This is a genomic window from Rhodococcus sp. Chr-9 (assembly GCF_000801125.1).
GTDB lineage: Bacteria > Actinomycetota > Actinomycetes > Mycobacteriales > Mycobacteriaceae > Rhodococcus > Rhodococcus pyridinivorans.
Map to the genome: position 1 here is coordinate 1 of NZ_JTIZ01000030.1, position 3,422 is coordinate 3,422.

Here is a 3,422-nt window from a genome sequence, read left to right on the forward strand (position 1 = left end):
TTGACCGGCTAATCGCGGCTCGGATCTCGGCGATCACAGTCGGAATGGTTCATCGCCGGGACGGCGGCGTGCGGCGAAGTCGCCGCAGTTGCTCCTCGTGTCTGGTGACACTGCCTGCGAGCTCTTCGACGACAACACGCAGATGTGCGACCTCGGTGGCCAGACCGGTCAAAGTACGAGCCTCGGTCTGCCGGGTGCGATGCTCGTCCACGACAGCCCGCAACTGAGTGTTGCGGTAGAGCGTCGCCCGACCGATCTGCGCCCGCTGCGCGACGGCAGTGAACGTGATCGGCTCGCCCACGGCGGCGAGCTCCGCGCAGACCCGCTCGACCCTGACCAGCGTATTCTCGCTCATCCGGCCGCCGATGCGTCAATCAGCGCGTCGAGTCGGGACACGAGAGCGCGATGCCGCTCCGCCTCCTCGATCCAGCCACGCTTCTGTGCGTCCTCGGCGAGTTCCCGGGCGTCGACGCGTTGCGCCGAAAGGACAGCGAGGTGGGTGGAGTCGGTGTGGAAACTCGGGCAGTGCTCGCAGATGTTGGCATACGGGCACGAACCTTGTGCGGGCGCCCGCAAGCAGTATCCGCCGGCCAACCTGGATTTGATCGCCGGTGCGTCCTTCCACCCGCCGTCGCCGGTGACGTCGGTCAGCGGGAGCTGGGTGCGGCCTGCCGGAATCGGCCCGATGCGGCTCTTCGCCAGATCCAGAGCCCGTTCGTATTCGCTGCGCACCGTGGCATCGAACAGATGCGCATAACGCAGACTCATCTGGGTCGACACATGCCCGAGCAGAGCCATCAACGCCTGCAAGGACACACCGGCGTTGATCAACGCCGTGGCGTAGGTGTGCCGGAGTTGATGTGGAGTGATGTGCCCCAACCCCGCCGTGGCGGCAGCCCGGTTCAGCTCACCTCGAACTGCGCTCTGCGAGAGTCGTTTTCCGTGATGAGTGAACAGGAAGTCCGCGGGTGCACCCGTGCGAGGATGACGGAGCGGCCGACCAGGTGAGCGGGTGGCGGTGATGCGGTCGACAAGGGTGAGAACTTCCTCGTCGACCGGGATCATGCGTTCGGAGTCGAGTTTGCCGAGAGGAACTTTCAGCCAGGATCCCTGTCCGGGGATTTCGTGGATGCAGTCGAGTTCGAGGTCGAGCAGTTCCCCGATCCGCAGCCCGCATGCGCGTTGCACGAGTAGTGCATCGGCGGCGAGTCGGTAGGGTGAGTCCGATAGTGCTGCAGCAAGTTTGCGATCCGCATCGACCGGAAGATATCGAGGCAGGACGCGTTGCCCGCGAGGAAGATCGGTGCGGAAGATCAATTTCCGCGGGGGTGCATCGTCCCAACCCCATTCGGTGATCTCGGCGAGGAAATTACTCACGGCGTGGACACGCCGGATCCGGTCCGCGACGGTGATCGGCTCACCGGTAACACTGTTGACGGTCGTGGTCAGCGACGTGATGAACGGCTCGATGTGCCGACGCCGATCCAGTGCGGCCAGCGAGACGATGTCGGGGTCGATGGTGGCGAGGTAGCGGCCGAAATGCGCCAGCCGGGTGGCCAGGCTGCTGACGGTCTTGGGTGTGCAGGTCGCGCGTTTGCGGTGCAGATAGGACACGAACGCCGGCCGCAGCGCAGCGGGAACGTCGGCCATCCGCTCCTCGAAGGACAGCGGAGCGACCGCCGGCCCTGCTTCGTTGTCGAGGATCCCGAGATGAAACAGGATCTGGCGGGCACTGTGGGTGGTGGCGCGATAGTGCTTGGCGCCTCGCCCGGTATGCATCTGTCGAATATCGCACGCGTGCAACAGGTCCTGCAGATCATCTTCGCGCAGATCGGCCAGAGGGAATCCTGTTTGGATCAGCAGCCTGGCGATGATCTGCGAGCCGATGGCGGACGCGCCGCGTTGGGTGAATCCTAATTCGCGTGCTGCGCCGATGAACTGATTCAGGTCGGGTTCGAGGCAGCTGTCGGTCAGTTCGTGCCACAGGCTCGACAGTTTGCGGTGCACGAGGTAGTCGTAGCCCGGTTGCAGTCGTCGGCTGACCATCAGGAAGGTGATGAACGGGCGGGTCGAGCAGTTCGCGGCCAGCCGGGTGTCGAGCGGCAGGTCAGCCCAGCGTTGGACCTGCGGCCACCGCTGCAGGAACGAGCGAGCGGCCTGGGTGTAGGCGGTGTTGCCGCGGCGGCGCCGCTGCAGGTGGACCAGGTAGGCGGCGTAGATGTCCGCCGGGTCCTCGTCCTCAGGTGCGGGTGTGTAGTCGTGTGCGGGCTGCATCGAATTCCGCCTTGACGTGGGTGGGTGTCAGATGGATGTACCGGGCTGTGGTGTCGACGTGCGCGTGCCCGAGCAGTGCCTGCATCACGGCCAGATCCACACCGGCCTCGGCCATCGCGGTCCCGAAAGTGTGGCGCAGCGCATGCGGGTGACCTGCGAGTACTCCCGATTTGAGACGGTGGTAGCGGAAGATGGTCCGCAAACCGGCCGGGGTCAACGGCTGTCCGCGGTGCGGGCCTTTTGCGACGAGGAACAGGCGGGTGCTCGTCGACTCGGGTCGTTCGGTGAGCAGATACGTTTGGATCAGCCCGGCGACTTCCACATCGAGTGGCACCCGGCGCTCCTTGGCGCCTTTGCCGAAGACTCGTATCCAGCGGGCACCAATGTCGATATCGGTGACGTCGAGGGTGAGGATTTCTCCGGATCGTAAGCCGGAGAGCAACATCAGGCCGGCGATCGAGCGATCCCGCCATGTTCGCAGGCTCGCGAGTAGATCCGCTGTTTCACGGCGGTCGAGTGGGCGTGGTAGCCGGCGGGGTTCACGGAGGCGGAGTGCAGATCGGCGTTTGGGTCGGACGAGGTGGCCGAGCAGACCGTTGCGTTCTTCGGCGCTGACTCTGCGGGCTTCCCGTCCGCTGGGGATCGGGTTGCGCAGCTCGGGTTCGCGCAGGGCGCGGAAGGTGAACAGCCCGGTCAGGGCGGCGAGCCGGTGGTTGATCGTGGTCGCGCTGTAGTGGTCGAGGCGCTTGCCGGTCATCGACAGCACATTGGCGGGACGTCCGGCGATCGAGGCTTCGCGGCAGTGCCGCATGAAGTCCAACACGGTGCCGGTGGTAACCGAATCGAGGTCGCTACTGTGGGTTTCGAGCCATCGGCAGAATGCGAGAAGGTCGTATCCGTAGGCTCGGACGGTGCGTGGTGAGTAGTTTCGGTCGGTCAGGTAGGCGAGGTATTCGTTGACCAAGGGGTATTTGTCGGCGCTGGGCCCGGATAGCATCCAGGCGGCTTCGGTGCCGGATTCGAGACGCAGCCTGGGCTGATTCGTCATGAGACATGTGTAACGCCGTTGTTGATGGTGGTCAAGCACTTCCGGCGTCGGCGTGTTGATTCGTGGGTAACGATCCGGTGGATTAGCCGGTCAACAGGCA

The 3,422-nt window shown here is 64.7% G+C and carries 3 protein-coding genes; all 3 read right to left on the reverse strand.

The window, feature by feature from the left end:
- Positions 1 to 49: 49 nt before the first annotated feature.
- Genes QR64_RS03360 through QR64_RS03370 form a run of 3 tightly spaced genes read right to left on the reverse strand, consistent with a single transcriptional unit; the run spans position 50 to position 3,322 of the window.
- Positions 50 to 355 (reverse strand): DUF6262 family protein, encoded by a 306-nt coding sequence (locus tag QR64_RS03360; RefSeq protein WP_039584094.1) that lies wholly within the window; start codon positions 353 to 355, stop codon positions 50 to 52.
- A complete protein-coding gene (locus tag QR64_RS03365) occupies positions 352 to 2,274 on the reverse strand; it encodes a tyrosine-type recombinase/integrase (protein WP_039584095.1) in 1,923 nt (640 codons plus the stop codon). The genes QR64_RS03360 and QR64_RS03365 overlap by 4 nt, the downstream gene beginning before the upstream one ends.
- Positions 2,240 to 3,322, reverse strand: a complete 1,083-nt coding sequence (locus tag QR64_RS03370; protein ID WP_039584096.1) for a tyrosine-type recombinase/integrase — start codon at positions 3,320 to 3,322, stop codon at positions 2,240 to 2,242. Before QR64_RS03370 ends, QR64_RS03365 begins: the two co-directional genes overlap by 35 nt.
- Positions 3,323 to 3,422 lie beyond the last annotated feature (100 nt).